The organism is Cellulomonas fimi (assembly GCF_012952065.1).
Taxonomy (GTDB): domain Bacteria; phylum Actinomycetota; class Actinomycetes; order Actinomycetales; family Cellulomonadaceae; genus Pengzhenrongella; species Pengzhenrongella fimi_A.
This window is the reverse complement of sequence record NZ_JABCJJ010000059.1, coordinates 1-3,301: the sequence shown is the minus strand read 5'-3', so window position 1 is coordinate 3,301 and position 3,301 is coordinate 1. Positions and strand designations below refer to the sequence as shown.

4 protein-coding genes are annotated in these 3,301 nt (G+C 74.1%); 2 read left to right on the top strand and 2 right to left on the bottom strand.

All coding sequences use genetic code 11. The features are described 5' to 3' along the window. Positions 1–123: 123 nt before the first annotated feature. Positions 124–1,227, bottom strand: coding sequence for a VIT1/CCC1 transporter family protein (locus HIR71_RS16125; protein WP_249051949.1), 1,104 nt, complete (start codon positions 1,225–1,227; stop codon positions 124–126). Between the two features lie 166 nt (positions 1,228–1,393). On the opposite strand from HIR71_RS16125, the gene HIR71_RS16120 reads away from it, so the two are divergent. Then, on the top strand, positions 1,394–1,768 hold the full coding sequence (locus HIR71_RS16120) for an ATP-binding protein (protein ID WP_311836332.1): 375 nt from the start codon (positions 1,394–1,396) through the stop codon (positions 1,766–1,768). Between the two features lie 9 nt (positions 1,769–1,777). Here HIR71_RS16120 and HIR71_RS16115 read toward each other — a convergent pair whose 3' ends face one another. Next, a complete protein-coding gene (locus HIR71_RS16115; protein WP_169326078.1) occupies positions 1,778–2,794 on the bottom strand; it encodes a TIGR03557 family F420-dependent LLM class oxidoreductase in 1,017 nt (338 codons plus the stop codon). Between the two features lie 101 nt (positions 2,795–2,895). On the opposite strand from HIR71_RS16115, the gene HIR71_RS16110 reads away from it, so the two are divergent. Continuing rightward, a complete protein-coding gene (locus tag HIR71_RS16110; protein WP_211374324.1) occupies positions 2,896–3,147 on the top strand; it encodes a VOC family protein in 252 nt (83 codons plus the stop codon). The last annotated feature ends 154 nt before the right edge of the window (positions 3,148–3,301 follow it).

The following is a 3,301-nucleotide window of genomic DNA, read 5'->3' as shown; positions in this document are numbered from 1 at the left end:
AGGCGTTCCGGCGTTGACCGGGACCGACCCGACCACGATGAACCCACCGGCGAGCCCGAGGCAACCGCCACATCCCAGCGCCATCTTCCCCACCCACGATGCGCCCGCAGGGCGCTCAAATGCTCAGGCGAGCGTCGTCCCGAAGGCCAGCCCCAGCACGTAGGTCACCGCGGCCGCGCCGTACCCGATCGCGAGCTGCCGCAGCGCCCGCCGCACCGGCGAGCCACCCGAGAGCACCCCGACCGTCGCGCCCGTGCCGAGCAGCGCGAGCCCCACGAGCGCGGTCGAGACGACGACCGCCGTCATGCCCTCGCGCCCGAACAGGTAGGGCAGCACGGGGATCAGGGCGCCCGAGGCGAAGAAGGCGAAGCTCGAGGCCGCCGCGCCGAACGCCGTCCCGTGCGTCTCGAGGTCGTCGGCGCCCGTGGCCGACGACGCGGCCTCGCCGCCCGCCTGCGCGTCGCCGACGACGTGGCGCGCGTGCTGGGCCGCCTCGTCCGCCGCCATGCCCCGCGCCCGGTACACGAGGGCGAGCTCGTTCGCGTCGATGTCGAGGTACGGGACGGCCGCGCGTGCGTGCGGGTTGGGCGCGGACGCCTCGAGCAGCTCGCGCTGGGACCGGACAGACACGTACTCGCCCGCCGCCATGGAGAGCGCGCCGGCGAGCAGGCCCGCGAACCCCGTGAGCAGCACGAACGCGTACGACGCACCGCTCGCCCCGACGCCCAGGATCAGCGCGAGGTTGCTGACGAGCCCGTCGTTCGCTCCGAACACCGCGGCACGGAAGGTCCCCGACATCCGGTTCCGGCCGCGGGTCGCGAGGCCGCGCACGACCTCCTCGTGGATCTGCTCGTCCGCAGCCATCGCGGGCGTCGCGTCGGCGTCGGTCGCGTAGGCGGACCGGGACTCGGCGCGCTGGGCGAGCGCGAGCACGAACACGGACCCGTACCGGCGGGCGAGGAGCCCGAGCGTGCGCGTGCGCCAGTCCCCGCGGAGCGGGCGCCCGACGTCGCCCCCCAGCAGGGCGAGCCAGTGCGCCTCGTGCCGGCGCTCGGCGTCGGCCAGCGCGAGCAGGATGGCCCGTTCCTCACCCGTGCGGCGGGCGGCCAGGTCGCGGTAGACGGCCGCCTCCGCACGCTCGTCGGCGAGGTACCGACGCCAGCGACGGAGGTCCTTCGCAGTCGGCGTGGGCGTGCCGACCGGGCGGCCGGTAGCTGCGTCAGGCATGGCGCCCATCCTCCCAGAGGTGCGGGACGTGTCCTCGCCACGCCACATCGGCAGCTCGTCGGACGCTCGCGGCGACGGCTCCCGGTTGCCGGGTCGGCGATCGTGCCCGACCGTGGGTGAGGAGCGACCTCGGGACAAGGGAGTGGCTGTGCAGGGTGAGACACGGGTGGACGCAGACCTCGCCGCGATCGCACCCGCGCGCCACTGGGCCGGTGAGCGGTTCGAGCGGGCGGGGCTCGTGCCCCAGGCGCGCGAGCTGCTCGCGATCCTCGTGAGCGAGCTCGTCACCAACGCCGTGCGGCACGCGGCGCCGCCCGTGGTGCTGCGGATCGACGTCGACGACGAGCGCACGCGTGTCGAGGTCGAGGACCACGCGCCGCAGCTTCCTGTCCTCACCGAGCCGCCGCCGTCGGCCCTGGGGGGGCGCGGGGTCAAGATCGTCGACATGCTCTCGACCGCGTGGGGCGCCGTCCCGCACCGCGGCGAGCCCGGCAAGACGGTGTGGTTCGAGCTCGCGCACCCGGCGCCGCTGGGCGTGTGAGCACGAGCCTCAGGCGTCGGTCGCGGACTCGATCGGCGGGCCCACCGGCGCCGCGGCACGCAGCTTCTCGAGCAGCGGGCCGGCCGCCTCGTCGAGGAACTGCTGCTGCCTCTCGTCGCCGACCTGCACGAGCGCGATGTCGGTGAACCCGGCCTGCCAGTAGGCCGAGACCGCCTCGACGACCGCGTCGAGGTCCGGTCCGCACGGGATGGACGCGGCGACGTCGTCGGGGCGGACGAACTGGCTCGCGGCCTCGAACCCCTCGGTCGTCGGCAGGTCGGCGTTGACCTTCCACCCGCCGCCGAACCAGCGGAACTGGTCGTGCGCCCGGGCCGTGGCCGCCTCGGCGTCGGGGTCCCAGCTGATCGGGACCTGGCCGATCTTGCGCGACGGCGCGAGCGCGTCCTCCGCGCGGGCCTCGTCCCACTGCTCCACCAGGTCGGCCTCGGGTGAGACGGCGATCATGTGGTCGCCCCACGAGGCGAACCGCTGGATCGACTGCGTCCCCGACACGGCGATGCCGATCTGGACCGGACCCTCGGGGAGGTCCCAGAGCTTGGCTGAGTCGACCCGGAAGTGCTCGCCGTCGTACGTCAGGCGCTCGCCCGCGAGCAGCTCGCGGATGATCTCGACGGCCTCCTCGAGCATGTCGTGCCGCTCGGCGACCATCGGCCAGCGGTCCCCGACCACGTGCTCGTTGAGGTTCTCGCCGGCGCCGAGGCCGAGCAGGAACCGGCCCTCGGAGAGCAGGGCGACGGTCGCGGCCTTCTGCGCGACGACGGCGGGGTGGTACCGCAGGATCGGGCACGTCACGTAGGTCATCAGCTCGACCGACGACGTGGCGTGCGCGACGGCGCCGAGCACGCTCCACGCGTACGGGGCGTGCCCCTGCGAGTCGAGCCAGGGGAAGTAGTGGTCGCTCGAGACCTCGAAGTCGAAGCCGACCCGCTCCGCGGCGACCGCGTAGTCGACCAGCGCGCGGGGCCCGCTCTGCTCGGTCATGAGGGTGTAGCCGAATCGCGTCATGACACGAGCGTGGCACCGTGCGGCGCGGTCGGCACGGCGGGTGGGGCGCAGGCGGATCGGCCGGCGTGGACGCTGTCAGGGGCGGGGCCTGGCGCCGGACCATGACACCTCGCCTGTACGTGATCGGCCTCGTCGTGGAGAACATGGCCGCGTCGCTCGCGTTCTACCGCCGGCTGGGGCTCGCGATCCCGCCCGAGGCCGACGCCGAAGTGCACGTGGAGGCCCCGCTGCCGGGCGGCCTCCGGCTGGCCTGGGACACGATCGACGTCATTCGCTCGTTCGACCTGCACTGGACCCCGCCGGCCGGCGGCCACCGGATCAGCCTCGCGTTCGCGCGGCTCCCCGCGACCTGAGCCGGAGCGCTGCTCCAACGGCGCTGCTCAGACCCAAATCCGCGAGTAGTGGCGCGTCAGGGGTCTTGGTGACCCGTTTGCGGGTCTTGTTGCGGTTTCCGGTAGCGGGGCGTGACCGGGTCCCGGCTGGCGCGTCGGGTGCGGGTTTCCAGGC